Genomic DNA, 22,808 nt, shown 5'->3' with positions numbered 1-22,808 from the left:
GGAGCGCGGAGGAACGTCCGAGGACGCAGTGGCGGTGTCACGGCGGCCGTACCTCATCGACATCGTGTCGGGTCTGACCGTCACCACCGCTTGGGGCCGTGGGGTGCGGGACACGAGCTCGATGCGTGACCAGCGCTGAAGGATCACCGCCAGGACGATCTGCAGCTCGGTCCGGGCGAAGTTCTCCCCGATGCACTTGCGACGGCCGTCTCCGAAGGCGAGGAAGGAGCCGCGGGCGGCCGGGGCGCGATGGGGGGCCCAGCGGTCGGGGTCGAAGACGTCCGGGGCGGGGAAGCGCGCCGGATCGTGCTGGTGGAGGTACGGGCTCCAGACCACGTCGGCTCCTTCGGGGATGCGGTGGCCCCCGAGCTCCACGTCACGGGTGGCGGTGCGCGTGACCATCCAGGCCGGCCCGTACTTGCGGATGGCTTCCTGCAGCACCTGACGGGCGTACGGGAGGTTCTCGAGATCCGTGTGGCGCAGGGGGCGGTCGCCGCAGGCGTCGGCCAGTTCGGTGCGCAGACGTTCCTCGACGCCGGGGTGCCGGCTGATCTCGTAGAGAGTCCACGCCAGGGTCGTGCCGGTGGTTTCGATGGCGCCGGTCAGCAAGGTGATGGCCTCGTCCTGCAGATGACGGTGGGTCAACGGCCGGTCCGCGGTGAGGAGTGCGGCGAACAGGCCGCCCTGGGCCGGTGGTGCGTGCGGGCACGTGGGGCCGGTGTCCGCGTCGTCGGACGACGTGCTCGACAGGGAGGCGCCGTGGTGGTCGATGGCTCGGTCGACGAGATCGCGGAGGCGTGCGACGCGTTCGGCGTGCGCGCGGTTGGCGGGCAGCGGCAGGCGGGTGACCCAGGGCGGCAGGACGGTCTGCCGGATGGCGCCTTTCATGATGGCCGGCATCAGGACGGTGAACTCGGCCCGCAGGCGCTCGGGCAGGTCGGCGCCGAAGAGGGCGACGAGGAACGCGGCCAGGGTGAGGTCGTTCATGTCGGCGAAGACGTCACGCTTCTCGTTCTCCCGCCACCCCTCGACCATCGACCGGACCTGGTCGATCATGACGCTGCCGCGTGTGGCGACATGCGCCTTGTTGAACATGGGCTGCATGAGGCGCCGGTTGCGCAGGTGCGTGTCGCCGTCGGCGACGGTGGCCAGGCCGTCGCCGAAGAAGACGCGCAATGCGTCGATGATCCTGCCGCCCTTGGCGTAGTGGCCGGCTTCGGTGACCAGGACCCTGCGGGTCAGTTCGGGATCGGTCACGACGTAGGCGGCGGTCGGTCCGATCCGTATGCGTACGACACTGCCGTGCCGACGGAGGGACGTGATGAAGGGAAGGGGGTCGCGTGCGAGGCGGTGGGCGTGCCCCAGCAGGGGCAGGGCGCCGGGTGCGGTCGGTGTGGGGACGGGTGCGGCGGGCGGGACGGTCACGGCCGTGGGGCTCCTCACGTGAGTCCGTGGGGGGGTGGCCGATGTCTGCCCGGGGAGGCGGTGTGCGATGCGACTGCTCCATGACGTGTGTTTCACATCCCCGCCCCGGGCGCCCGCTTCGGCCGACGGCTAGGTCGGGTCCACATCGGTGTGCAGCATGTGGTGGTCCGAGTACGGGGTGCGTTCCACGTGGTGCTCGAGCGGGGTGACGCCTCGCAGGAAGACGTAGTCGAACTTGCTGTGCCAGTCGGTGGTCGGTTCGCAGGTGCCGCCGTTGGAGGGGAGGCACTGGGGATCGGTGTCCTCGGCCAGCGCCCAGATCGGGGAGAGTTCGGCCGCGTCCGGCACGGCGTTGAAGTCTCCGAGGACGATGGCGCGGTCGTGCCGGGCGACGGCTGCGGCGAGCACGCCCGTCTGGCCCGCCCTCACCGCTTCCTGACGCCGTTCGGCGAGGTGCGTGTTGAAGACCCGTACGGACCGGCCGCCCACCGTGGTGGTGACCGCCATGTACCCGCGGTCCTCGGATCCTCCGTCGGGGTACTCCACGTCGACGTGGTCCGTCATCGGTGCCGCCGAGAGGATCGCCTGCCCGAAGGCTCCCGGATTCCACGGCATTCCCCCGCACCGGCCCCAGTTCCGCAGAACCGTCCCGTACTCGACGTGGTACACCAGCCCGTAAAGGTGCTCCAGACGGTCCCGGATCCTCTCGACGTCCCGCACACACGCCTCTTGCAGACCGACGACCTGGGGCGCGTACGTGGCGATCTCCGCCGCCCGGTCGGCATCGTCCGTCTCGCAGGGGTTGCAGATGTTCCACGTCATGACCCGGTTCGGTACGACGTCCCTGACGGCGTCGGCGGGCAGCGGCCTGGCGACGGGGGCCCCGCTCGGTGTGCTGGGGCCGAGGAGCACCATGCAGGCCACGACCACGGCACCCGCGAGCCACCGTGCGTTCCTTCCGACCACTGCCGCCTCCTCGTGTGCGTGCGCCTGGCGTCCGACGCTTCCGTGCACGAGCTTATGGGACGGCGTCGCCGGCAACGCGTGGCCGGTTCCCGCCCGGGAACGCAGCGCACCGGCGAGGACGACGACCGTGTCGTAGCCCTCGAGGGCGACAGGAGAAGGCGTCGCCCGGCCGTCCGCGAAAGGCCGCCCGACTCGTGCGCCGGACGGGCCGAGGGACTCGGGCGGGCGACGCGGGAACGGGACGGCGGCGCTGTCGTCCCCGGGCGACCGGCGCCGTGCGAGCCGCGCCCTCTTCCACCGTCCGCCCGCTCGTCCCGTCGCCCGGGCCCTGTGCGAGCGGCCGGCCCTCTCCCCCGTGTCCCGTCCAGGAATGGTCGCGGCCCCGTCCCGCGTTACCGTGAGCATGACGACGCATACGCCGCAGCCCGAAGTGCTGCGCTACACCGCCTTCTCCAGCAGTCCGGACGGCGGAAACCCCGCCGGTGTCGTTCTGGACGCCGACGCTCTGGACGACGGGGACATGCTGGCCATCGCCGCCGGCCTCGGATACTCGGAGTCCGCGTTCCTCACCGCGCCCCCGGAGGGCCTCGGCGGTCCGGAGGGACGGACGTACGGCATCCGTTACTTCAGCCCCAGGGCCGAGGTACCGTTCTGCGGGCACGCCACCGTCGCGACCGCCGTCGCGCTCGCCGAGCGGACGGGCCCCGGGGAGATGGTGTTCGCGACGCAGGCCGGCATCGTGCCGGTGGAGGTGACCGAGAAGGACGGGACGGTCAGGGCCACGCTCACCAGCGTCGAGCCGCACATCACGGAGATCTCCGACGCCGACCTCGCGGAGGCGCTCGCCGCGCTGGGCTGGCCGGCCGTCGACCTCGATCCGGCCTTCCCGCCCCGTATCGCGTTCGCCGGCGCCCGTCATCTGGTGCTCGCGGCGGCCACGCGTGCCCGTCTCGCGGACCTCTCCTACGACTTCGCGCGCCTCGAAGCCCTCATGCACCGTCTGGACCTGACCACCCTCCAGCTGGTGTGGCGGGAGTCGGCCACCGCCTTCCACGTCCGTGACCCGTTCCCCGTCGGCGGCATCGTCGAGGACCCGGCGACCGGCGCCGCGGCAGCCGCGTTCGGGGCGTACGCCCGCGAACTCGGCCTTGTGCCCGAGGACTCCGTCCTCGCCCTGTACCAGGGCGAGGACCTCGGCCGCCCGGGCCGGCTCACGGTGACGCTGCGCGCGGGTGACCCGCGCGTCCGGGTCGGCGGCGCGGGAACTCGCATCGGCTGAACGGCCGTTCCCTCGCGACGTTGTCGGGTGCGACGGCACCTCGGCCGTTCGACCGCGGTCCGGAGGGAACGTCTTCCCGTGAACCGTGCACTGTGCGGGCCCGCCGCCACCACGGCTCCGCCCGTCGAGTTCGCCGACCGGCCGATCCCGGTCGCGGACGCCGCCGAGAGCCTCGCGGGCCGCGCGGACCGGGGAGAACGCTGTGCGACGCGCCTACGAGAGCCTGTCGACCGCCGTCGACACCGATTCCGTCGCATCGCCGCAGGCCGCGCTCGCCCTCCTCGACGAGGGGGCCGGCGACCCGCAGTGGGCCCGGCACTTCGCGGCGGATCCGGACGCGGAGCACCGGACGAAGCCGACCGCCTGCCCCGGGCTCCCGCCCGCTGCGCGGAGGACGCCGACCGCCGACCCGGACGTACGGGTCGTTGCGGAACTCGCGGCGTGGACGACGGCGGACACGGCCGTCCGCTCGCGCGGCGCCGGCGTGCCGAGGTCCGCCGCGCGGTGACGGCCGACGGGGCGACGCCGCCGGACGTGCTGCCGAAGCCGTCGTCCGGTTCGCCGACCACCCGTCGGCGGTGCTGCGCTGCCGAGTCGCGCCCCGCCCGCCACCGCCCACGGCAGGGCGGGCGGGGCGGCGCGCGGGTCCGTCGACACATGTGCCGGACCCGCGCGGGGCCACGTCAGCGTCGACGGGACCAGCCGGTCCCGATTCCCGCCACGTGCAGGGCCAGGGCGGTCAGCCCCAGCAGCATGACGTTCACCGAAGAGAACACGTCGTTGGTGCCGATCTCCGCCGCGTTGATCAGGAACGCGATGAAGAAAAGCACCGCCGCGACCGTACCGAGCATGAACGAGCTCCTCTCATGGGGATGAAGCCCGTATGCCCGGCCGTCGCGCTCACAGACGCGGGAATGACGGCACGGGTGGCGTCCCGCGGTGCCGGTCGGGCCTGTTCCCCCCGCGGAACCGCCTGCCGTCCGCCCGGTCGGGTCCTGTGGCTGAGCGCTGGTCGGGCGACGGCGGACGCTGCGACATCGCCCCGGTCACCGTTCGCCTGTGGGTCCGCCTCCGTGCGCCCGGTTCCTCCCGCATCGCGTCAACGACCGGCGGCAGCCGCATGCCACGGCGTGTGGACGAAGTGTTCCGGGGCAGGCGAACGCGGCGACCGGGCGCGGAGGGCGGAACGTTCGACGGTTTCACGCTGACACGCAGCACGGGGAGCCGGGCCGAACTCCGCGTGCGGTACGGGGCGGCGGCCCACCCGTACTGCTCCTCCACGGCCGTCCGCGGACGCACGCGACGTGGCACCGCGTGGCCCCGTTGCCGACGGCCGCGGGCACACGGTCGTCCGCCCCGACCTACGGGGCTACGGGGCTACGGGGCGTCCTCGCAGCCTCCGACCGACCAGGGACACCGCCGGCCCTCCGAGCGCGCCATGGCCGGGGGCTGCCTCGCTCCGATGCGCGGCCTGGGCCACGAACGGTTCGACGTCGTCGGTCACGGCCGGGGGCGTACGTCGCCACCCGCCTCGCCCTGGACCCTCCGGAGGCCGTTTCCGCCCTGAGCGTGCTGGACGCCGTCCCCCTCGGGGAGGCGCTGCGCCGGCACGACGCGAAGTCCGCCCTGAGCCGGCGGCACTGGTTCTTCCTCGCGCAGACCGACAAGCCGGCCGAACGGATCATCGGCGCGGACCCCGACACCTGGTACAGGGGCGCACCCGAGCAGGCGGACGTCGAGGCGTACGAGGACTACCGTCGTGCCGTCCACGATCCGGCCACCGTGCACGCCAGGTGTGAGGACCACCGGGCCGGTCCGGGTGTCGACCGGCGGCACGACGCCGACCGGCGGGCCGGTCGCCGCACCGAGTGCCCGCTGCTGGTTCCGTGGGCCGCCCGTGACGACATGGCCGGCCTCTACGGCGACGTACCGGGGGTGTGGCGGGACCGGGCCGGAGGCCCGCTGGAGGGCGGCTCGGTCGCCTCCGGTCACCACGTCGCCGAGGAGGCGCCCGAGGCGCTCGTCACCGCCCCGCTCGAGTTCTGGAAGGCTGCGGACGGAGCGGCCTGAGCCGCCCCGTCCGCGGGCGCGCGTCACAGGAAGCGACACGAGCACTCGGGCGGATGGCCGTCACGGCTGCTCGGGCTGCGCGTTCGCCGTGCCCGCGGCCCGGTTCACCGGACGGCGCGTCCCGGCTTCCCAGAGGCACCAGGTCGTCCACAGCAGCAGGACGAGGAAGACGGCGAGCAGGCCCAGCAGCACCACAGCCTGCCGTGCCGATCCGTTGTCCTGAATCAGTGTCAGCAACAGGCAGACGGACCAGGCGACCACACCGCCCGCGTAGACGGCCCTGAGCTGTCGCAGCTGACTCATCGATTCCATCGTCCCTCCTGAACCGCTCCATCACGCGTCACCCTGCCGGTACCCCCGTCATGCGGCTTCACCGCACGCGATCGCGGTCGATCTCCCGGTCGGCTGTCGCTCCGGCTCGTCTGCCGTGGGCGGTGGTCCACGGCAGGGTCGTGTGCGGAGATATCCCTTTGTGCGGCGCTCACCGGCCTGGTTGGCTCACGCCCATGACCTGGCTCCCCCATGATTTCCCCCATCCCCTGCACGTCGACGTACCCGACGGCGGGGGCCACCGGCTGCGCCCGATCAGCGGTGCGGACGCACCGCTGGACCACCCGACGGTGATGGGTTCGCGGGAACGGCTGTGGTCGGTCTTCGGCCCGGCGTGGGGCTGGCCGTCGGCCACGATGTCGTACGAGGCGAACCTCGCCGATCTGGAGCGGCACGCCGCGGAGACAGAGGCGCACGAATCGTTCAACTACACGATCGAGAACGTGGACCGTACCGCCCTGCGCGGCTGCGTCTACATCGACCCGCCCGAGAAGCAGGGGGCGGACGCCGAGATCTCCTGGTGGGTGGTGGACGACGAGGTGGGCGGTGCGCTGGAGCGGGCGCTGGACGCCTTCGTGCCGCGCTGGGTCGCCGAGGACTGGCCCTTCGAGCGGCCTCGTTTCATCGGCCGGGACATGAGCTGGGAGGAGTGGCTCCGGCTGCCGGACCACCCGTGAGCAGGGCCGTCCGTCCGGTGCGGAGGCCTCGCCGTACCCGGGGCTGTCGCTGATCGTGGGCCGTGCCCCCGCCTCCTGCGCCGGCACGGCGTCAAGCCCTTCGCCGTCTTTCTCGTCCGCTGTCCCCGGCGTTCCGCGTCGCCCACGGCGTCGAATCCGACCGGCTCGAGCGGATCTCGTCGGTGCCGGTGGGCAGACATGCCCCTACCGGTGATCAAGCAAAGGAAACAAGGTGACGCGGGACTTCGCTGACGCGGTGGAATCGATGGAGCAGCTCGCCACGGTCTGGCGGGCGATGGTGCTCGACCGGAATCCGGACGCGGACGTAAGGGACCTGCCGGGCGTCGCGGTGCGCTGGGCGGAGTGCGGGTTCGCTTTCTGGAACTGCGTCACGCTCACCGAGGCAGGGGCGGACGCAGGGCTCCTGGAGAAGCGGCTGGGGCAGGCGGCGGACATCATGCGGTCGAAGCGGCGGGCCGGCTTCCTGTGGGTCTTCGAGGACCTCCTCGGCGCCGAGGCGCGCCCGCGCCTGACGGAGGCGGCCGAACGGGCCGGTCTGGTGCACGCCTTCTCGGGCGTCGGTATGGCCGGTGACCTGCTGCCGGTCCCCGAACCGGCGCACCCGGAGCTGACGTTCGTGCGGGTCGGTACGGACGAGCACCTGCGGGCCTACGCCGACCTCAACTCGCGTGCCTACGGCATGCCGTTGGAAGACGGCCGCGACGGCCTGGTGGGCTCGGGGCTGTGGCGGACAGGGGTGCACGCCTACCTGGGTCTGCGGGACGGCGTTCCGGTGACGTGTGCCGGGGCCGTGGAAGCGGACGGCCGTCTGTTCGTCGTCCTGGTGGCCACGGACCCGCGGTGGGAGCGCAGGGGGTACGGAGAGGCGGTGACCCGTAAGGCCCTGTACGAGGGAGCCCGGGCCACCGGGCTGACCCGGGCCACGCTGCACGCGACCGCCGCCGGGGCTCCCCTGTATCCGCGGATCGGCTTCGAGCCGAACAGCCCGCTGCACTTCTTCACCCCGGGAAGCTGACTGAACGTGCCGGAAGACCGCTGTCGTCAGGTGGGCAGCGGGCCGCCGGCGGTGCGCCGGTCGACGGGGCAGCGGCTCACGTCGACCGTGTCCAAGCCGCTTCCCACGAGGAGGTCCGCCGCGCCGGCGGACCGGGTGCCGTCGGCGCGGAAGGTGACGAGCAGACGGTCGTCGGGGAGTTCCGGGCAGCGTTCGGGCAGCACCTCGAGCGGTATGCGCACGGCGTCCGGGACGTGCACCCGGTGCCACTCGAACACGCGGTGAACACCGCGCCGAGGCGGGCCACCACCTCGTCGGCCCGGGTCAGCAGGTCCTCACCGCCGCCGTGATCCGCAGGACCGGCGCGGCCCCGGCACGGGCGGTCCCGTCGTCGACGAGCCCGGCGGCGACGAACGCCGCCACCGTGCTGCGCGCACTTCGCACGGTGATGCGTGAGCTGCGGGCCGGTTCGCCGGGCGAGAGGCCCGGCGCTCCCTGGATGTGCCCCAGCGGCCCGTACTCGTGCGTGGTCGGACCGAGCGGCTCCGGCCCTTCGATGAGGGTGGCCCCCCGCACCCGGCCCATGGTGAGCAGCGTGACGGTGGGGCTGGAGGGAGGCGGTCCGGACACGGAGGGCGGATCACCCGTCGGAGGAGGAACGCCTGTGGTCCCGCTGCTCCAGCGGCTCCCGCGCGGCCGGCGCCTCACCATCGGCGTCCGCGCCGTCGGCGCCCTTCCGGAGGGTGTCGCGCACCTCGCGCAGGCGCCGCACCTGACGGCCTCCCTGCCAGGTCAGCAGCGGCAGGACGACCGCGCCGAGCAGACCGCAGACCAGCGCCTGCCGGACCTCGCCCAGGAGGAGCGGCGCGGCGACGAACAGCGCGTACATCAGCCAGAGAACCACCAGGGCGGGGCGCCGGTGCCGGGTACGGCGCAGCCGTTGCTCCGCCAGGTCCAGCATGGCTTTGCGCTCGGCGGACGACGAGGGGAGCTCCCCGTGGCGCAGCCGGCGGTCCAGGGCGACCAGACGGTCGCCCGAGCCGCCGGCCGCGCGCTTCTCCCCCGCCCGCAGCACCAGCAGGACGGCCACCGCGCCCACCGACGTCACGGCGGCCCGCAGCAGCACCACGAGGGCCGGCTCCCCTGGCGACATCAGCATGATCACCGCCCAGCCCAGGAGGACGACGAGCAGCACCTGGGCCCATACGTGGCGGCCGAAGAAGGTATTGAGCCGTTCCACCGTCGTCCCCCTACCGTCCGGACCGGACGCCACCGCGTCGCAGACCCACCGTCCGGGCGGTCAGCAGCACGCAGGCGACCGCGCTGTACGCCCATTCCGCCGTTCCGCGGGCCACGCCGACGATGCTCCACACCGCCCACAGGGCGAGCACCACGCACAGCGCCGTCGCGGCGATGTCGACGACTCGTGCGCGCAACCGGACGCGTTGGCGCGTGCCCGGTTCGAGATCGCCGAGCTCCTGTCCCTTGTGGTCGTGGCGCTCTCCCATGGCAGGCCTCCTCGCGCACTTTGTCTCGCTCGTCCTTGGAGGCCTATCGGCTACCCCCGGCCGAAAGCACCAAGCGGCCCCCCGGCGGGGCAAGTTGCCGGGATCAGGGCAGGGTCCGCTTCTGCTTGGGGCCGGTGTGGCAGGTCCACAGGTGGACCTGCGTACCGTCGTCCCACGGGCCGCCCGAGGCGTCCAGGCACTTGCCGTTGACCCCCCGCACCTCACCCGTGCGGGTTCCGTCGGTGGAGGTGGCGGAGGAGAACTCGTCCACGTCGAACAGGGTGCCGCTGCCGCCTTTGAAGACGAGGTACAGGGTGGTGGAGCCGGCCGGTCGGTCAGGGACGCCGTGACGTCCTGGAAGGTCTCCCAGCCGCCGGTGACCGGCACGGCGGCCGTACCGAGCAGGGTGCCGGTCGGGGAGCCCGCGCGGACTTCGAGGAGGCCGCCGCTGCCGTCCGAGGGGACACGGGCGGTGAAGCCGGTGGCGTTGTCGAGGGCGTAGGGCGCGAAGGAGATCCAGTCGCCGTTGTGGATATCGCCGACCTTCTTGCCGCCGTGCGCGGGTGTGCGGTTGACGGCCTGTACGGTTCCGTCGCCGCCGGCCTCGATCCGCTTGATCCGGCGGCGGCCGAACTCACCGGCGAAGAATTCTCCGTCTTACTCGGCGGGGAACCCCACCTCGGAGGTGGAGTTCGCGTCGTACCGGTGGACGGGGCCGCCCATGGGCGACTCCGAGCCGTTGCCGAACTCGGGGACGAAACCGCCGCCGTAGGGGATCCAGGCGGGCTGTGCGGGCGGCAGGCCGGTCAGGCCGGTGTTGCGCGGTGAAGTGTTCCTCGGTGCCGCGCAGCCGAAGACCGAGCCCGAGGTTCCGGATGGACGGTGCCGGGCGGCCCGTCGGTCCTCCACCGGCCCCACCCCCACGGCCGAGGCGCACCGCTCCCGACCCGTCCGGCCCTCCGAAGCCTCCTACGGGCTCAGCCCTCGGGAACGCGCAGGGCCAGGAGGGCCACGTCGTCGTCGTTGTCGGCGGGGCGGACACGGCTGAGCAGTTGGTCGGTGAACGAGAAGAGGGGGCGGTGGGCGAGGGCGGCGGCGTGCCGGCGCAGCCGGTTCAGGCCCGTGTCGAGAGGCTGGCGGGGCGTTTCGATGAGGCCGTCCGTGTACAGCACCAGGGTGGATCCCGGCGGGAGCAGTGCGGTGGCGTCGGGGCGCCGCAGACCCGCCTGGGTGCCCAGGAGGATGCCGTGGCCATCGGTGAGGTAGCTCGCCAGGCCGTCCCGGCTGATCAGCAGCGGCGGAGGATGGCCCGCGTTGGTCCAGGACAGCTGCCAGTGACCGTCGTGGGCCGCTTCGATCCGGCCGAAGATCATGGTGGCCATGGTGACGTCGGTGATGTGCTGGACCGCCTCGTCCAGCCGTTCGACGATCCGGCTGGGGGGTTCGTGCTGGGACCAGGCGTAGGCGCGGAGCATGTTGCGGACCTGTGCCATGCCGGCTGCCGCCTCCAGGTCGTGCCCGACGACGTCGCCGATGGCCAGGGCCGTGGACGCGTCGGACAGAAGGAAGGCGTCGTACCAGTCGCCGCCGACGTGTGAGGCGTCGGGGGCGGGCAGGTAGCGGACGGTCATCTCCAGGCCCGAGAGGTCCGGCATCTGGGGCAGCAGATGGTTCTGCATGGTCTCGGCCACCTTGCGCTGACGCTGGTAGAGGCGGGCGTTGTCCAGGGCGAGGCCGGCCCGGCGCGCGATGTCCTCGATCAGCGGGAGGTCCACGGGGGCGAAGGCCTCCGGACTCTCGGCCCGGCCCAGGGTCAGTGCGCCCAGGACCACGCGGGGGCTGCGGATGGGCGCGATGGCCGCGGAGTGCATCCGCGTGGCGTGGAACAGACGGCCCTGCTCGACCGCGATGCCGGAATCCGGCGTCCCCTGGTAGGTCTGCGGACCGGCCAGGGTGGAGGCGACGCCGCGCAGGGCTCTGGACAGGGGCATCGGGGATTTCTCGGAAACCGGCGGCATCGGCCCCTGCAGGTCCTCGTGCCGCACCAGCGTGTCGCCCTCGGCGTGGACCACGACGGTGCGCCACACCTCGTCGCGTTCGGTGATCAGGTCGACGATCACCCAGTCCGCCAGCCGGGGCACGACCAGGGCCACCAGCCGCCGCAGCGCCTCGTCGGCGTCGAGGGTGGAGGTCAGCTGCGCGGTGGTCTCGGCCAGCAGGGCCAGCCTCTGCAGTTCCGACAGCGACTGGACCGGCGGCTCCGGTCGCCGGACGGTGCCCCGCAGATGCCCGGGAGTGTGGAAGACGACGAGTGTGGCGGCTTGCCGGTCGCCGAGGTCGTACGGGGAGATCAGCCAGGAGACGAGCAGCAACGAACCTTCGGCGTGTGCGAAGTAGTCCTCGTCGCCCTGAGCCGGGCGTCCGGCGTGGAACGCCTGTCGCATCGTGCACTGGGTCCTCGGCAGCTGCTGCCCCTGCGGACCGCGGTGCAGCAGGTCGTGCGCGTCCTGGCCGACGAGCTCCACGGCTGGCCGGCCCAGCAGTTCCTCCGCGCGGGCGTTGACGGCGATGATGCAGCCCTGCTCGTCGACGACGTAGGCACCCGTGCCGATGGCTTCCAGCGCGGCGGAAGCGGTCGACGGGGACAGCCCGTGGACCTCCGTGTGCTCCGCCCCTGTCATCGTCTCCTCCTCCGCCGGCCGGGTCGACGCCCCGCCCGCCGCCCGTGTGCCCCGCCTCATGCGTCTTCCCCCGTTTCCCGCCTCCCTCATGTGCCCACCATGTGGTGAGGATCCCACGTCGTCCGACGGCTCCGGTGAATTCCGCTCCGCGGGCAGCGGGCAGCGGGCAGCGGGCAGCGGGCAGCGGGCAGCGGGCAGCGGATGATGACACATCCGGAATCCGGACATCGAGGTGGCCGGACTGCCGTCGGCCGTGGGGCACGCACCGGCTTCGAGGGCGCCCCTGGCCGACTTCCAAGCTCGGGCCGGTGTGCGTGTCCCGTGCGTCCCGGCGGGCCGCCCGTTCCGCCTCCTCGTGCGCACCGGTCGGCTGCTGCGGCCGGTGCGCACACGGAGAACGACGGGCGTCCGATGTACCGCGGAGGTAGCGCCCCGAGGACATCGTCCGGGGGCCGCTCCCGGAAGGACGGAGACGGAGCATGACGGGCGGGAACGTGGCCGTCTGTTCGGCGGGACCGGCGCCCCCGACAAGTCGGAGGTCGCGGGCGCGAACGGCGCTGCGGGCGGTCGCGTCCCGGCGCGGTACGGCTCGGTGAGGGCCACGGCCGTCGAGGGCTCCGCGACGACCCGTGGACGGGTGCGCATGGCATGACCCGGACTCAGAACCGGGTCGGCGCGTCGCGCCCGGCGCCACCCGTTCGGCATGAAGCCGGGAGGCTCCGCATCACTCGGACGGACGGAAAGCACGACGTCCAGGCGACGCGACAGGCGCCCCGCCGGGTCACATAGGACAGTAAGACCATGAACCGTCACCGACGCCCGCCGCGGCGTGCCCCGTGGATCGCAGGCGGCGCCGCTGTGCTCGTCCTCGGCGGCATCGGCGTGTGGGCGCTGATGACGCAGGACGGCGGAACGCCCAGCCCCACGCCCTCGGCCTCGGACGATCTGTCCCTTCCGACGCTGAACCCGTTGCCGTCCTGGACGTTCGCGACAGAGCCGTCGAGCACGGCGCGGCGGACGCCGACGCCCACGCTGTCGCCCGGGCCGACGCCCCGGCCTCGTCAGTCGACCCCGCCGAGCAGACGGCCGGCGCCCCGGCCGGCCTCGTCGGCACAGCGGCCGACCAACGAACCGTTGCCGTCGGCTCCGCGGAGGACAACCGAGTCGGCGCCTCCGGAGCAGCGGCCCACGACCCGCTCGGCGCCACCCAGCCGCCAACCGGCGCCCCGCCGGACCGAGACCGACACGTCGGCCCCGCGCACTCCGAAAGCGGGACCGACAACGCCACCGCCTCCACCGACGCGGTCCGCGACACCCCGGCTCCCACCGGGCTTCCCGACGCCCAAACCTTCGCCACAGCCCGCCACACCCGCGCCCCCCACGAAGCCCGCCACACCCGGACACCCACCGAAAACCACGACACCCAAACCTTCGCCACAGCCCGCCACACCCGCGCCCCCCACGAAACCCGCCACACCCGGACACCCACCGAAAACCACGACACCCGGACACCCCTCGAAAACCACGATGCCCGGGCCGACGCCGTCGACCGGTGGCGGCGAACGGGTGACCACCACGTGGTACACCTCCCCGGCCGCGACGGCCGCCGCCCGCCGTATGGCGGACGCCGACACGGTCGGTGACCCCGCCTGCTCGATGGCGGCCGTGGGGCAGCCGGACCCTCGGCTGGTTCCGCGGATCAGCCGTATCGGCATCGGACACCACGGCACGTACTGGTGCCTGGTCTGGTGAGGCGACGGGCAGCGCCTGACGACCCGTCACGCGTGGTCCGCACGGGCATCGGGACCTGGCAGGGCCGGCGGCGGGCCACCGCGTAGGCTGCCCTCGGCACGAAGACGGCTGGGCGGGGGAGCACATGACGGCTGGGACAGCCCCGAGGTGGGCATCGACTCTCGATTCGGTGGTGGTGTACGCGCAGGGGGCGCTCTGCCGCCGGCTGGCCCGGGGCGCGGTGCCGGCGGCCGGACGCGTGCGAGTGACGGGACTGCCCCGTTCGCTGGACCCGGGCTCGCTGCGGGCCCGCGTCGTCGGGGCGTCCGGGGTGCGTGTCACCGAGGCCCGGGTGGAGCCGGAGGCCGAACTCCTCGACACGGAACCGTCCGAGGACCTGCGACGCGAAGTGGAGCGGCTGCGCGACGGCTGTGCGGCGGCACGGGGCCGCCGGGACCGGCAGCTGGGCCTGATCGAGGAGGTCGGAGCGCTCCGCCCGGTGCCGCCGGCCCGCAGGCGGGACGCCCCGCACCGCCGTGCCCCGGTCGACGCGTGGCTGGAGCTCTCCGACTTCGTCGACGAGCGCCTGACCGGGTTGCACAGCAGGCTCCGCGAACTGGAGAAGGAGCTGCGCAGGGTCGAGCACGAGCTCACGGTCGCCGAGGACAGGTTCTCCCGTGCCTCCACCGGCGCGCCCTCGGCGCCGGTGGCCGACTCGATGTGCGCGGTCCTGACGCTGGACGACGCGGACGAGGCGGAGGTGGAGGTGGAGTACGGGGTGCCCGGCGCCCTCTGGGTGCCCGCCTACCGGCTCACCCGTCGTGAGGGCCAGAGCGATGGCTCCCTGGTGCTGCGCGCCTCGGTCGCCCAGCGCACGGGTGAGGACTGGACCGGTGTCCGGATCGCCCTGGCCACCGCCGATCTGCGCCGTCGCACCGACCTGCCCCGGCTCCGCTCGGTCCGCATCGGACGCAGTCAGTCCGCCCCCGCGCCTTCGGGCTGGCGTGAGCACCCGGCGGGGCTGGCCGATCTCTTCGCCGGGTACGACGCAGCGGGTCCCCGGCCCGACATGAGGCCTGCGCCCGGGGCCGTGGGTGGCGCCGCGCCCGGTCCCGTTCCCCCGTCGCCCGTTCCACTGCCGGAGGGCGCCCCTCCTCCGTCCTTCGGCGGCCCCGCGGCGCCGGCCCGGCCGAGCGGCAGGCCGCGTACCGCCGCGCGGCTCGCCGCGCCCGCCGCCGCCCCGGCTGCTCCCGCGGCCCCCGGGGCGGCTCCGTCACCGCACGCAGCGTCCGTGGCCGTCGCCGGGTACGCCCCGCCGTCCCCCGTGACCGGTCCACCGCAGCCGGACGGTGCCGAACTCGACTACTCCGCGCTCGTCCTGTGCGGCCCGGACGAACAGGGCGGCCGCCGGGGCAGGCTGTTCCCCGGCTCCGGCGTCGACCCGGTGACCGCCGAGTACCGCCGTCGCGCCGGGACGGTGGGCGCACTGCCCCTTCCCGGACACGCCGTGCGGCCCCGCGAGTCGGCGGGTTCCTTCGACCACCGGTTCGATGCCGCCGCCCCCGCCGACATCCCCTCGGACGGCACCTGGCACACCGTCACCGTCGGCGAGATCCCGGTCGGCCTGCGTACCGAGTACATCTGCGTTCCGTCCGTGGAGCAGACCGTGTACACGACGCTGGTGCTCTCCAACGCCACCGATCAGGCGTTGCTGGCCGGCCCGGTGGAGGTCACCGTGGACGGGGACTTCCTGCTGACGGCCGCTCTGCCCACGCTCGCCCCGGGCTGTGTGTGCCGGGTGGGGCTCGGACCGGCCGAGGCCATCGGGGTCACCCGCCGGGTGAATCTGCACGAGTCGACCGCGGGGCTGCGCAACAACGTCACCGTGCTCGACCACCGCGTTCGTGTGGAGCTGGCCAACCGGCTCGCGGCGCCCGTCCTTGTGGAGGTGCGCGAGCGCGTGCCCGTCACCTCCGACCCGGACGTCCGGATCGAGGAGCGGGCCGACTGGACGGCTCCCGGGGGTGACGCGGGCGCGGAGCGTCATGTGCCGGGCACCCGTCTGTGGCGGATCGAGCTGCCCGCCGGCGGCACCGCCGCCCTCGACGGTGGCTACGAGATCCGTATCCCGGCCGGTAGGGCCCTCACCGGCGGCAACCGCAGGAGCTGACACAGCATGTCTACGTCATCGGAACTCCTCCCCCTCCCCGTCACCGCCGTCACCTGCACGGAGGACCGCGCTCATGTCGAGCGCGCGATCGTGCTCGGCCTGCGGGTCGGCACGCAGCGGCTGCGCCTCGGTCCGGTCAGCGCGCTGGCCGTCGACCGCACCCTGCACGCCGAGCTGACCGCCGGCCACCCGGCGACCGTGCTCGACGCGCGGATCGTCCGCGGCTGGACGCCGCGCGGGCCGGAGCCCTCCGCCGACGACTCCGCGCTGCGTCGGCGGGTGACGGCCCTGGAAGAGGAACGGACGGAGCTGGAACAGCGACGTGACCGGCTCCGTCTCCGTCTCGACCTGCTCGGCCGTCTCGCCGCCGATCTGCTGCGGGAGATCGGCGAGGGCGCCGGCTTCGGGGAGGCGGAGAGGGACCGCTGGGCCCGGGAGCTGGACCGGGTGGACGACGAGCGTGACGCGAACGGCGAGCGACTGCGGTCTGTGGAGGCCGAGTTGGCCACCGTCGTCGCCGAACTCTCCGACGTCCGGCGGGCCGTGCGGCTCTCCGAGACGGAATCCGCCGAACTGGTCGGTCACATCGAGCTGACCGTGCACGCCTCGGCCGCCGGGCAGGCCGGGCTGCGCCTGAGCCACCTCACGCCGTGCGCGGTGTGGCGGCCCGCCTACCGGGCCGTGCTCGACGGGGAGTTCATCACGCTGGACACGGACGCGATCGTCTGGCAGCGCACCGGCGAGGACTGGTCGAACGTACGGCTGACCCTGTCGACGGCGCGCTCCGCGCGTGCCGCGGGACCGCCACGGCTCGGCGAGGACCGGCTGACGCTCACCGACCGCTCCGCCGCGGAGCGCCGCACCGTCCACGTCGGCCTGCGCGAGGAGGAGATCGCGGACCTCGGCCCCGTCCCCGTGCTCGGACTGCCGGGCGTGGACGACGGCGGCGAGGTGCGCGTGCTCCACTCCCCCGCGCCGGTCTCCGTGCCGGCGGACGGCCGCGCCCACCGTGTTCCGCTGTCCTCCTTCACCTCGCCCGCGAGGAGTGAGTACGCCTGCTCGCCCGAACTGTCGCCCCTGGTCAGCCAGGTGGTGCGGTGCGACAACCTGTCGGGGCACGCACTGCTCGCCGGGCCCGTCGACCTGGTCCGCGGCAGTGGGTTCAGCGGACGCGGCGCCCTGGACTTCACCGCGCCCGGCGCCCCCGTCGAACTCGCCCTCGGCAGCCGGGACGACCACCGGGTGCTGCGGGAGACCGAGGAGACCCGCGAGACCGCGGGCGTCACCCAGCGGACCGTGCTCACCCGGACCGTCCGGCTGCACCTGTCCAGGTTCTCCGCCCCCGGCGAGCACGACGACCGGGTGGTCGTCGTCCGGGAGCGCGTCCCGGTCTCCGAGGTCTCGGCGGTGGAGGTGCGCCTGCGCCGGGAGGACTGTTCCCCCGCGCCCGACGCGGTCGACGCGGACGGCATCGTCCGCTGGGACGTCCCGCTGGCCCCGGGCGGCCGGCGCACGGTCACCCTCGTCTATGACGTCTCGGCGAGCGGCAAGGTCACCGGCCTGTGACTCCGAGGAGGCAGCGCTGCCGCGTCCTCGGCCCGTCGCCGTCCGGCGGATCCCGTCAGAACCTCGGTGTCGGTGTCTGCGACCGCACCAGTTCCGCCGCCTCCTGTTCCGTCTGCACCGAGGGCGGCGAACCCTCGAGCGGCTGCTGGGCCGTCTCCTTCATACAGGCCACCGCGACGACACCGACCAGAGCCGCGGCCATCGCGTAGTACGCCGGCATCATGTCCGAGCCGGTCGCGCCGATCAGCGCCGTGATGACCAGCGGGGTCGTGCCGCCGAACAGCGACGTCGCCAGGTTGTAGCCGACCGACAGGGAGCCGTAGCGCACCGATGTCGGGAACATGGCCGGCAGCGCCGCCGACATGGTGCCGAGCAGGCAGACCAGTGACAGGCCGAGCATCAGCATGCCGGCCGAGACGGCGGGCAGACTGCCCTGTCGCACCAGCAGGAACGCCGGGACGGACAGGACGAGGAAGCCCAGCATGCCGGTCATCAGCAACGGTTTGCGGCCGAACCGGTCGTTCAGCCGGCCCACCTGGTTGATGACCAGCATCAGCACCACCATGGTGGCCACCAGGACCAGCAGGCCGTGGGTCTCGCTGTAGTGCAGCTCGTCCGAGAGGTACGTCGGCATGTACGACAGCAGCATGTAGTCGGTGATGTTGTAGGCGCCGACCAGGCAGATGCACAGCACCAGCGTCCGCCAGTGCTGCCGGAAGATCTTGGCGAGGTCGCCCCGGGCGGTGGACTTCACCTGGTCCGCGGCCTCGGGAACGTGGGCGTTGCCCTCCTCCAGCTTCAGATAGGCCGGTGTGTCGTCCAGCTTCAGCCGCAGGTAGATGCCGACGAGGCCCAGCGGTCCGGCCACCAGGAACGGGATGCGCCAGCCCCAGGCGTCCATCGTCTCGGTGCCGAGCCAGGCGGTGAGGGCCGTCACCAGGCCCGCCGCGCCGGTGTACCCGGCCAGCGTGCCCAGTTCCAGGAAGCTGCCGAAGTAGCCGCGCCGCCTGTCCGGGGCGTACTCCGCGATGAAGGTGGAGGCGCCGCCGTACTCGCCGCCGGTGGAGAATCCCTGGAGCAGCCGGAAGAGGAGCAGCAGCAGGGGGGACCAGAAGCCGACGGCCGCGTAGGTCGGGAGCATGCCGATCGCGGCGGTGCCGATCGCCATCAGGATCATCGTCAGCGCGAGGACCTTCTTGCGGCCGATCCTGTCGCCCATCGGCCCGAAGACCATGCCGCCGAGCGGGCGCACCAGGAAGGCGACGGCGAAGGCGGCGAAGGACGAGAGCAACTGCGCGGTGTCACTCCCGGAGGGGAAGAAGACGCGGCCGATGGTGCCGGCCAGATACGCGTAGATACCGAAGTCGAACCACTCCATGGCGTTGCCGAGCGAGGCGGCCTTCACCGCCCGTTTGACCGCCCGCTCGTCCGTCACCGTGATGTCCGTCCGGCGCAGTGGCGGGTTTCGCCGGCGTCGGACGGCACGGAAGAGGGCGGGGTGGCGTTTGACCGCTGCGGAAGGGGGCGTGGGCCCGCTGTCGGTGGGGGACGTGGCTGATTCCTTTCCAGGACATGCCGCGGCGAACGGAACGTATCAGCGCCCTTGGACGGACGCAGGCAAGCGCGCTCGGGGTCGCTTGTTCCCGGTGATTCCTCGGATACTCGGGGGCTGTGCAGTGGCCGTTCCCACCCGTGTGTCTCCGCTGCGCCGGCCGGGCGGACCGGTGGCGCGGTGGGAGGACAAGGGTGGGAAGCGCCCGGAGCAGGTCGGCGCCGGGGCGCTCGGTCCCGCCCCGGGAGGCGCTCGTGACCACCCCTCGCCCGACCGTCCGCCCGTCCCGTGCCCCGGCCGCCGCACCGGTCACCGGGACACCGCTCACCACGGTCTTCCTGCACTGCTCGAGGGGTGGGAACATGGCGCCTCTTGCTATACAGTTCGTCAGCAAGCGGGAAGGTTACCCGAGGTAATATCGACCGGACTCGATGCGAGGAGCCCTCGGCATGGGGAACAGGACCTCCGACGACGGCATAGCCCGGCGGCTGCTGGACTCGTCCGCGCAGCTCTCCTACGACCCGCTCACCGAGGTCGACTGGGACACGCCGCTCGACACGGACTTCCACGGCGCCAGCCCGGAGTGGAGCACGCTCTACGGGACGGCGTACTGGAACGAAATGACCGACGCGCAGCGCAAGGCGCTGACGCGCCAGGAGGCGGCGTCCGTCGCCAGCACCGGCATCTGGTTCGAGATGATCCTGCAGCAGATGGTGCTGCGGGACATCTACGCCAAGGACCCGACGGACGACACCGTCCAGTGGGCGCTCACCGAGATCGCCGACGAGTGCCGGCACTCGGTCATGTTCGCCCGCGGGGCGAAGAAGCTCGGGGCCCCGGCCTACCGACCGCACCGGGTCGCGCTCGAACTGGGCAGGCTCTTCAAGACCGTCGCCTTCGGCGAGGCCGCGTACGCGGCGATCCTGGTCGCCGAGGAGGTCCTCGACGTCATGCAGCGCGACTGGATGCGCGACGAGCGGGTCGTGCCCTTCGTCCGCACCATCAACAACATCCATGTGGTCGAGGAGTCCCGGCACATGAAGTTCGCCCGCGACGAGACGCGCAGGCACCTCGCACGTGCCGGGTGGCTGCGCCGCCGGGTCCACGCCCTGCTGATCGCCGTCGCGGCCTATGTCATCGTCACCAGCATGGTGAACCGGAGGGTCTACGCGAACGCCGGCCTGGACGAGGCACGCGCCCTGCGCGAGGCGAAGGCCAACGAGCACCACAAGTCGATGATGCGGGCGAGCTGTTCGGGCCTGATGGAGTTCCTGGCCTCGGTGGGACTGCTCACCGGGCCGGCGCTCCACTTCTACAAGCGCGCCCACCTCGTCTGACGACCTCCGGTCCGCGCTCCCTCCCGGCCTTCAGCAGAGTGGACGACCATGGCCTTCGCGATCACCCAGACCTGCTGCACCGACGCCACCTGTGTGTCCGTCTGCCCGGTCAACTGCATTCACCCCACGCCCGAGGAACGGGCTTTCGGAAGCACGGAGTTGCTGCACATCGACCCCAAGGCGTGCATCGACTGCGGCGCCTGCGCCGACGCCTGCCCGGTGGACGCCGTCCTCCCGGTCGACCGGCTCACCGGCGGACAGCGGGAGTACGCGCGGATCAACGCGGCCTACTTCGAGCGGGACGGGACGGCCCCCGGTCAGACGGAGACGCCTGCACGTCCGGGCCCGAACTTCCACGCCTGGGGCGAGCCGTCCTTCGACCGGGTGCTGCCGCCGGACTTCGGGCCGTTGCGGGTCGCGATCGTCGGCACCGGCCCGGCCGGAATGTACGCCGCCAAGGACCTGCTGCTGCACACGCGGTCCGAGGTGACGTTCGTCGACCGGCTTCCGGTCGCCGGCGGGCTCGTCCGGTACGGCGTGGCACCGGACCACCCGGACACGAAGAAAGTGGGCGAGGCCTTCGCCCGCTTCCTCACCCACCCGCGTGCGCGGACCTACCTGGGCCTCGACGTGGGCACCGACATCACGGCGGCGGAACTCTCCGCACACCACGACGCGGTGATCTACGCGGTGGGCGCCGCCACGGACCGGCGGCTGGGCGTTCCGGGCGAGGACCGGCCGGGCAGCGTCTCCGCGACCACGTTCGTCGCCTGGTACAACGCGCATCCGGAGGTCGCTCCGGACGCCGTCGACCTGTCGTGCGAGCGTGCGGTCGTGGTCGGCAACGGCAACGTCGCCCTCGATGTCGCGCGGATCCTCGTCACCGACCCGCAGACGCTGGCCGGCACCGGGATCGCCGGTCACGCGCTGGCGGAACTGCGCCGCAGCAAGGTGCGCGAAGTGGTGCTGCTCGGGCGCCGCGGCCCGGAGCACGCGGCGTACACCAGGCCCGAGCTGCTCGCCCTGAGGCACCTTCCCGGAGTGGACCTGCTCATCGACGACCACGATCCGCGCATCGGCACGGCGATCGACACCTCCGGCCCCGGGGACAAGGCGGCGGTGCTGCGGGGCGTGGCGCGGAAGGCCGTCGACTGGTCCCTGCCGCCGGGTGCGGCGGGACGGCAGCGGCGTATCGTGTTCCGCTTCCTCTCCTCCCCCGTGGCGGTGTGCGGGAGCGAGGACACACGTGCCGTGCGGGTCACCGGCGGCACCACCGAGCCGGAGATCCCGGCCGGCCTGGTGCTGCGGGCGGTCGGCCACCGGGGGGTGGCCCCGGCGGGGCTGCCGTTCGACGAGGCCACCGGGACCGTGCCGCACGAGCGCGGCCGGGTGACCGGCAGACCCGGGACGTACGTCGTCGGCTGGATCAAACGCGGGCCCTCGGGGGGCATCGGCGTCAACCGCGCCTGCGCGGCCGAGACCGTCGGCTCCCTGCTGGCCGACGCGGTGGCGGGCGTCCTGCCCGCACCGGCCGGCGGGCCGAGGGCCTTCCGCGGTCTGGTACGGCGCCGTCGCCGCTGACCGTCCCGGCGGGATCTCGAGGCGGTCAGCCCGCCGCTGTCAGCTCCGGGGCGTTGTGGGCACGGCGGTAGGCCGGCGGGGACAGGCCGAGATGGCTGGAGAAGTGCTTGCGCAGTGCGACGGCGTCACCGAACCCGCTCGCCGTGGCCACGCGCGTGACGGTCGGATCGGTGGACTCCAGCAGCCGGCGCGCCTGGTTCAGCCGGCACTGCAGCAGCCACTGAAGAGGGCTGGTGCCCACCTCGTCGCGGAACCACCGGGTGAAGGTGGGCACGCTCATGTGCGCGTGCCGGGAGGCCGGGAACTATGACGAGCTGCGCGACCAGTTCGTCCGGGATCCGCTCGGCCTCACCCCGGCACCCGACGACACCACGGCGACGGAGCACCGGCCGCCGAGTCCCGGCATGCAGTGCTGGACGAAGCAGCGGGGCGTCTTCGTCGACCCGGCCGTCCCGCTCGCCGTACGCGCCACCCATGACGACAGCGTGGCGCGGGACATCGTCCTGGCGGAGTTCAAGCTCGTCATCCATGAGGCCGCCTGACGGCCCGCTCGGTGTTCCACAACCCCACGCGGTGACCGGAACGGCCCTCGGCCGCAGAGGTGACCGAGGGCCGCTCCAGGGACTGCGCGGCGGGGCCGACGTCTGACCACGAAGACGTGGGCGGCACTGCGCGCGGGGAGTTCGGCGGCTTCCACGCCCCCCGCCGCCAAGCAACCGTCACACCCACGAGCGCGCCGGGCCGCACCCCGGCACGGCGCAGCGTGTGGATCAGCCGGAGATCGGACTGCGCCGGCCCCGCGAGGCGGCGCACGACCGCGCTGACGCCGTTCGGCCCCGGCCCCGGGTCGTCGGGGCCGGCCGCGCCCGTGTCGGGAACCCGTCCCGCGGCGCCCCCTCGTCCAGCTCCTCCACCCGTGA

At 73.1% G+C, this 22,808-nt stretch carries 21 protein-coding genes and 2 pseudogenes; 11 read left to right on the top strand and 12 right to left on the bottom strand.

Features of this window, described 5'->3' with window-relative positions; translation table 11 throughout:
* Positions 1-1,425, bottom strand: a 1,425-nt coding sequence (locus KYY02_RS05515; RefSeq protein WP_371236278.1) for a cytochrome P450, incomplete at its 3' end; no start/stop codon positions are given.
* Positions 1,426-1,554: 129 nt separating this feature from the next.
* Positions 1,555-2,340 (bottom strand): endonuclease/exonuclease/phosphatase family protein, encoded by a 786-nt coding sequence (locus KYY02_RS05510; protein WP_371236287.1) that lies wholly within the window; start codon positions 2,338-2,340, stop codon positions 1,555-1,557.
* Positions 2,341-2,794: 454 nt separating this feature from the next.
* Here KYY02_RS05510 and KYY02_RS05505 point away from each other — a divergent pair, with 454 nt between their 5' ends.
* Both KYY02_RS05505 and KYY02_RS05500 read left to right on the top strand, forming a co-directional pair.
* A complete protein-coding gene (locus tag KYY02_RS05505) occupies positions 2,795-3,670 on the top strand; it encodes a PhzF family phenazine biosynthesis isomerase (RefSeq protein WP_371236277.1) in 876 nt (291 codons plus the stop codon).
* A gap of 202 nt (positions 3,671-3,872) precedes the next feature.
* Positions 3,873-4,178, top strand: coding sequence for a hypothetical protein (locus tag KYY02_RS05500; protein WP_371236276.1), 306 nt, complete (start codon positions 3,873-3,875; stop codon positions 4,176-4,178).
* Between the two features lie 175 nt (positions 4,179-4,353).
* Here the strand turns inward: KYY02_RS05500 and KYY02_RS05495 are convergent, their stop codons facing one another.
* Entirely contained in the window at positions 4,354-4,521 is a 168-nt protein-coding gene (locus KYY02_RS05495) for a hypothetical protein (RefSeq protein ID WP_371236275.1), read from the bottom strand.
* A gap of 718 nt (positions 4,522-5,239) precedes the next feature.
* On the opposite strand from KYY02_RS05495, the gene KYY02_RS05490 reads away from it, so the two are divergent.
* The gene (locus KYY02_RS05490) at positions 5,240-5,740 is read left to right on the top strand and encodes a hypothetical protein (RefSeq protein ID WP_371236274.1); all 501 of its coding nucleotides are present in this window, start codon (positions 5,240-5,242) and stop codon (positions 5,738-5,740) included.
* A gap of 60 nt (positions 5,741-5,800) precedes the next feature.
* Here the strand turns inward: KYY02_RS05490 and KYY02_RS05485 are convergent, their stop codons facing one another.
* A complete protein-coding gene (locus tag KYY02_RS05485; protein WP_371236273.1) occupies positions 5,801-6,043 on the bottom strand; it encodes a hypothetical protein in 243 nt (80 codons plus the stop codon).
* A gap of 203 nt (positions 6,044-6,246) precedes the next feature.
* Between KYY02_RS05485 and KYY02_RS05480 the strand changes: the two genes are divergently transcribed.
* Together KYY02_RS05480 and KYY02_RS05475 are read left to right on the top strand one after the other, a co-directional pair.
* Complete coding sequence (locus KYY02_RS05480; protein WP_371236272.1) at positions 6,247-6,747, top strand: N-acetyltransferase; 501 nt, start codon at positions 6,247-6,249, stop codon at positions 6,745-6,747.
* Between the two features lie 265 nt (positions 6,748-7,012).
* A complete protein-coding gene (locus KYY02_RS05475; protein ID WP_371236286.1) occupies positions 7,013-7,783 on the top strand; it encodes a GNAT family N-acetyltransferase in 771 nt (256 codons plus the stop codon).
* 26 nt (positions 7,784-7,809) lie between these two features.
* On the opposite strand, the gene KYY02_RS05470 is transcribed toward KYY02_RS05475, so the two are convergent.
* The 6 genes and pseudogenes from KYY02_RS05470 to KYY02_RS05445 all read right to left on the bottom strand — a co-directional run bounded on the left by KYY02_RS05470 (position 7,810) and on the right by KYY02_RS05445 (position 11,951).
* Positions 7,810-8,040 (bottom strand): rhodanese-like domain-containing protein, encoded by a 231-nt coding sequence (locus KYY02_RS05470; protein ID WP_371236271.1) that lies wholly within the window; start codon positions 8,038-8,040, stop codon positions 7,810-7,812.
* 46 nt (positions 8,041-8,086) lie between these two features.
* Positions 8,087-8,392, bottom strand: coding sequence for a hypothetical protein (locus KYY02_RS05465; RefSeq protein ID WP_371236270.1), 306 nt, complete (start codon positions 8,390-8,392; stop codon positions 8,087-8,089).
* 10 nt (positions 8,393-8,402) lie between these two features.
* Entirely contained in the window at positions 8,403-9,002 is a 600-nt protein-coding gene (locus KYY02_RS05460; protein WP_371236269.1) for a hypothetical protein, read from the bottom strand.
* A 10-nt stretch (positions 9,003-9,012) separates the two neighbouring features.
* Positions 9,013-9,270: a hypothetical protein gene (locus tag KYY02_RS05455; protein WP_371236268.1), complete on the bottom strand. Its 258-nt coding sequence runs from the start codon at positions 9,268-9,270 to the stop codon at positions 9,013-9,015.
* 109 nt (positions 9,271-9,379) lie between these two features.
* Positions 9,380-10,146, bottom strand: a pseudogene (locus tag KYY02_RS05450) (carbohydrate-binding protein); the annotation flags it as partial.
* Between the two features lie 101 nt (positions 10,147-10,247).
* On the bottom strand, positions 10,248-11,951 hold the full coding sequence (locus tag KYY02_RS05445; protein WP_371236267.1) for a SpoIIE family protein phosphatase: 1,704 nt from the start codon (positions 11,949-11,951) through the stop codon (positions 10,248-10,250).
* Positions 11,952-13,517: 1,566 nt separating this feature from the next.
* On the opposite strand from KYY02_RS05445, the gene KYY02_RS05440 reads away from it, so the two are divergent.
* From KYY02_RS05440 to KYY02_RS05430, 3 genes are all read left to right on the top strand, one after another.
* A complete protein-coding gene (locus KYY02_RS05440; protein ID WP_371236266.1) occupies positions 13,518-13,703 on the top strand; it encodes a hypothetical protein in 186 nt (61 codons plus the stop codon).
* A 124-nt stretch (positions 13,704-13,827) separates the two neighbouring features.
* Positions 13,828-15,852, top strand: coding sequence for a DUF4139 domain-containing protein (locus tag KYY02_RS05435; RefSeq protein WP_371236265.1), 2,025 nt, complete (start codon positions 13,828-13,830; stop codon positions 15,850-15,852).
* A gap of 6 nt (positions 15,853-15,858) precedes the next feature.
* Complete coding sequence (locus tag KYY02_RS05430; protein WP_371236264.1) at positions 15,859-17,418, top strand: DUF4139 domain-containing protein; 1,560 nt, start codon at positions 15,859-15,861, stop codon at positions 17,416-17,418.
* A 55-nt stretch (positions 17,419-17,473) separates the two neighbouring features.
* On the opposite strand, the gene KYY02_RS05425 is transcribed toward KYY02_RS05430, so the two are convergent.
* Positions 17,474-18,853 (bottom strand): MFS transporter, encoded by a 1,380-nt coding sequence (locus KYY02_RS05425; protein ID WP_371236263.1) that lies wholly within the window; start codon positions 18,851-18,853, stop codon positions 17,474-17,476.
* Positions 18,854-19,419: 566 nt separating this feature from the next.
* Here KYY02_RS05425 and KYY02_RS05420 point away from each other — a divergent pair.
* On the top strand, positions 19,420-20,307 hold the full coding sequence (locus KYY02_RS05420; protein WP_371236262.1) for an AurF N-oxygenase family protein: 888 nt from the start codon (positions 19,420-19,422) through the stop codon (positions 20,305-20,307).
* 48 nt (positions 20,308-20,355) lie between these two features.
* Complete coding sequence (locus KYY02_RS05415) at positions 20,356-21,888, top strand: FAD-dependent oxidoreductase (protein WP_371236261.1); 1,533 nt, start codon at positions 20,356-20,358, stop codon at positions 21,886-21,888.
* 25 nt (positions 21,889-21,913) lie between these two features.
* Here the strand turns inward: KYY02_RS05415 and KYY02_RS05410 are convergent, their stop codons facing one another.
* A complete protein-coding gene (locus KYY02_RS05410; RefSeq protein ID WP_371236260.1) occupies positions 21,914-22,168 on the bottom strand; it encodes a helix-turn-helix domain-containing protein in 255 nt (84 codons plus the stop codon).
* A gap of 13 nt (positions 22,169-22,181) precedes the next feature.
* Here KYY02_RS05410 and KYY02_RS05405 point away from each other — a divergent pair.
* A pseudogene (locus KYY02_RS05405) lies at positions 22,182-22,430 on the top strand (hypothetical protein); the annotation flags it as partial.
* Positions 22,431-22,808 lie beyond the last annotated feature (378 nt).

This window comes from Streptomyces pimonensis, assembly GCF_041380215.1.
GTDB lineage: Bacteria > Actinomycetota > Actinomycetes > Streptomycetales > Streptomycetaceae > Streptomyces > Streptomyces pimonensis.
Note: the sequence above shows the minus strand (reverse complement) of the source record. Positions and strands in the feature narration are given on the sequence as shown.

Excerpts from the sequence above, each read along its gene's own strand:
- KYY02_RS05510 (WP_371236287.1), bottom strand. The coding sequence starts at position 2,340 with ATGGTGCTCCTCGGCCCCAGCACACCGAGCGGGGCCCCCGTCGCCAGG.
- KYY02_RS05505 (WP_371236277.1), top strand. The coding sequence starts at position 2,795 with ATGACGACGCATACGCCGCAGCCCGAAGTGCTGCGCTACACCGCCTTC.
- KYY02_RS05495 (WP_371236275.1), bottom strand. The coding sequence starts at position 4,521 with ATGCTCGGTACGGTCGCGGCGGTGCTTTTCTTCATCGCGTTCCTGATC.
- KYY02_RS05485 (WP_371236273.1), bottom strand. The coding sequence starts at position 6,043 with ATGAGTCAGCTGCGACAGCTCAGGGCCGTCTACGCGGGCGGTGTGGTC.
- KYY02_RS05480 (WP_371236272.1), top strand. The coding sequence starts at position 6,247 with ATGACCTGGCTCCCCCATGATTTCCCCCATCCCCTGCACGTCGACGTA.
- KYY02_RS05475 (WP_371236286.1), top strand. The coding sequence starts at position 7,013 with ATGGAGCAGCTCGCCACGGTCTGGCGGGCGATGGTGCTCGACCGGAAT.
- KYY02_RS05455 (WP_371236268.1), bottom strand. The coding sequence starts at position 9,270 with ATGGGAGAGCGCCACGACCACAAGGGACAGGAGCTCGGCGATCTCGAA.
- KYY02_RS05445 (WP_371236267.1), bottom strand. The coding sequence starts at position 11,951 with ATGACAGGGGCGGAGCACACGGAGGTCCACGGGCTGTCCCCGTCGACC.
- KYY02_RS05435 (WP_371236265.1), top strand. The coding sequence starts at position 13,828 with ATGACGGCTGGGACAGCCCCGAGGTGGGCATCGACTCTCGATTCGGTG.
- KYY02_RS05430 (WP_371236264.1), top strand. The coding sequence starts at position 15,859 with ATGTCTACGTCATCGGAACTCCTCCCCCTCCCCGTCACCGCCGTCACC.
- KYY02_RS05420 (WP_371236262.1), top strand. The coding sequence starts at position 19,420 with ATGGGGAACAGGACCTCCGACGACGGCATAGCCCGGCGGCTGCTGGAC.
- KYY02_RS05415 (WP_371236261.1), top strand. The coding sequence starts at position 20,356 with ATGGCCTTCGCGATCACCCAGACCTGCTGCACCGACGCCACCTGTGTG.
- KYY02_RS05410 (WP_371236260.1), bottom strand. The coding sequence starts at position 22,168 with ATGAGCGTGCCCACCTTCACCCGGTGGTTCCGCGACGAGGTGGGCACC.